This window comes from Companilactobacillus bobalius (assembly GCF_009764355.1).
The window spans coordinates 1-2,595 of the sequence record NZ_LNUA01000046.1; the positions used below are offsets into that span (position 1 = coordinate 1).

The window sequence follows — 2,595 nt, forward strand, 5'->3', positions numbered from 1 at the left end:
TAATCCGAACGCTGTTCGGATTAATTTTACAATCTACCATTTACACAAGATATTTTACGCTCTCCTAATGCCCTTTGTGTCTCATACTAGTTTGTCAGAGGACAGCATTGCCCAAATTATCATTATTATCATCAGTTTATTTTCGGCAGGTATCCTAACTCGAAAGTTATTTGGCCCCATCACCTTCAACCAAGATAACTAAAGCTTTGAGGTCATTAAGTCGCGGTTAAATCGTTACTTCTTAATTACCAGCAAAAGCAAACTGTTAATGAGCAAATGAAATTTTAAATTCCCTGGCTAAAGCTTGCCGGAGTCGCCCTTAATGACTTTTGAATCGTTCCGGTCGTTGAACCCCATACTTTTTCCGGTAGCGAATAAAGGTGGTCCGTTTAATGCCGGTCGTTCTGGCGATGTCTGCGTCACTCATACCGGTTTGGTAGAGTTGAAAGGCATGCTGCAGGCGGGGATCGTCTTGGGTATATTGGGGTCTGCGACCATGATACTTGCCCTGTTGTTTGGCTAGCGCAATGCCTTGTTGCTGCCGATCAATAATCCGCTTCCGTTCACTTTCGGCTTGATACTTATAGAGTTCAATAATCAGGTTGGTCATCAGTTGCCGTAAGTTGGGATCCGCTATTCCGGTCATGGAGGGTAAGTTTAAGACGTCTAAGGTAGCACCCTTGGCTTGGATGGTGTTCATAATCTTAGTTAGGTCTTGATTATTCCGTCCCAAGCGATCTAATTCCGTGACCAGGACAATGTCCCCATCGCGAATATAGGTCAACAGCTTTTGCAGAGCCGGCCGCTGAGTATTCGCCCCACTTAGTTTATCCGTAAATAATTTATCAACGTCTTTTAAAGCCGCTAACTGTCGATCTAAATGTTGCTCCTTGGAACTCACACGCGCATAACCGATTTTAGCCATTTCCAATTCTCCTTTTGGACAGTTCTAATGAACACTTGTAATTCCTAGTATAGCACAAAAATAAAAAAGACCAATAGGGCATACCCTATTGGTCTTTTTGATCCATTATCAATGGCTTTTTAAATGGCTGTACGATAAATAGAGTTGATAGGCATTTTGCCATCAACTCTATTTTTGTATACCATTTATTAATAAAACTATTTTAGAACATCAAAAAGACACCATCCATACCTTTAGATGTTCTACCCTCTACAGCTTCACAATGAAAGGAATTTGAATGATGTCCCTAAGTAATAAGTCTATACGAAACGCTCTTGAAATGAAAGATGAGAATATTATCTTTACTGAAGACCCAAAATTTATGTTAGTTAATGGCATCAAGTCCTTAGTCTATTTTGCAATGCTAACTAAACAGATTGACCGTTGTCTTAACTGTGGCCTTGCAGGCCACTTAGTTAAGAATGGATTTAATAAAAATATGATAGTCGTTCCATCATTATCATTACGTCCAACGTATATAAGTCTGAAACGTCAAAAGTATAAATGTAAATCTTGTAACTCTATCTTTGTAGCCAAAACTAGTTATGTTTGGGAATATTGTCAAATCGCACAACCTGTTAGACAAATGATCTTATCAGAAACTGCTTTTAATACATCATTGAAGGATATCGGCAGACGTTTTAACGTCTCCGATAAGACCGTTCAACGTATCATCGATGAAGAAGCCAAGATGCACAAGAAATCACTTCCTGAACATCTTCCTAAGCACATGGCATTTGATGAATTTATGTCTACTGACAAAATGAGCTTTATTTGGTTAGATAGCGATAATCATCGTACGGGTGATATCTTGCCCAGAAGAACTTCATATCAAATCAGTAAATACTTCAGTCGATTTCCTTTGAAAGTCAGAAGACAGGTAAAAACTATTTCTTTGGATTTAAATGCCGGATACATTAATTTAGTACCAAAGTTGTTTCCAAAGGCCAAAGTCGTTGTTGATAGATTTCATATCGTTCAGATGATGAATCGTTCTCTCAATTCAACTAGAATACAGGTAATGAAACGAATGCCTAAAAGAAGTAAAGAATACTTGTTCATGAAGAGAGATTGGAAAAAATTCTTGGAATCATTCGATTCCATCGAAAAGATAAACCCTAAGTATCAGTACAGTGTTGGTTATTATGAAACGGATCTAAATTTAATCACAAAGTGTTTAGATTTGGACGAAGGTTTCGCCAAGTCCTACGAAGTATATCAAGATATTTTAAAGGCTATTAGAACAGGCAATACTGATACAATGAATCAGATACTACTCAATTATCATCCACTCAATACCGCTATGGATCAAACAATGACATCATTAAGAAAATATCGTAAACAAGTATTAAATGCACTGAAGCTTAAATATTCCAACGGATTTTTAGAGGGAATCATTGGAAGAATAAAAAAGATAAAAAGTAGTGCCTATGGATATCGTAGTTGGAACAACTTTACTGAACGTATAAATATTCAAATGTTTTGGCTTCGAGCAAGCTCATCAGCCAAATAAAAAAACAGCTAGACCATTTATGGTCTAACTGTTAACTTGAACCGCCATCAACTTGATTTGACGAACAGCCTTTTAAATTAGAGCCTAGTACTTTTGGAATGGAAATACTTTCCAACAC

3 protein-coding genes are annotated in these 2,595 nt (G+C 37.4%); 2 read left to right on the forward strand and 1 reads right to left on the reverse strand.

Annotated features, from left to right (window positions below; all coding sequences use genetic code 11):
- Positions 1-202, forward strand: a 202-nt coding sequence (locus ATN92_RS18890; RefSeq protein WP_234032598.1) for a hypothetical protein, incomplete at its 5' end; no start/stop codon positions are given.
- A 117-nt stretch (positions 203-319) separates the two neighbouring features.
- Here the strand turns inward: ATN92_RS18890 and ATN92_RS12595 are convergent.
- Positions 320-925 (reverse strand): recombinase family protein, encoded by a 606-nt coding sequence (locus tag ATN92_RS12595; protein ID WP_033615032.1) that lies wholly within the window; start codon positions 923-925, stop codon positions 320-322.
- A 280-nt stretch (positions 926-1,205) separates the two neighbouring features.
- Here ATN92_RS12595 and ATN92_RS12600 point away from each other — a divergent pair, with 280 nt between their 5' ends.
- The gene (locus tag ATN92_RS12600) at positions 1,206-2,477 is read left to right on the forward strand and encodes an ISL3 family transposase (RefSeq protein WP_056950652.1); all 1,272 of its coding nucleotides are present in this window, start codon (positions 1,206-1,208) and stop codon (positions 2,475-2,477) included.
- Positions 2,478-2,595: the final 118 nt, after the last annotated feature.

Coding starts and splice junctions, on each gene's coding strand:
- ATN92_RS12595 (WP_033615032.1), bottom strand. CDS start 925: ATGGCTAAAATCGGTTATGCGCGTGTGAGTTCCAAGGAGCAACATTTA.
- ATN92_RS12600 (WP_056950652.1), top strand. CDS start 1,206: ATGTCCCTAAGTAATAAGTCTATACGAAACGCTCTTGAAATGAAAGAT.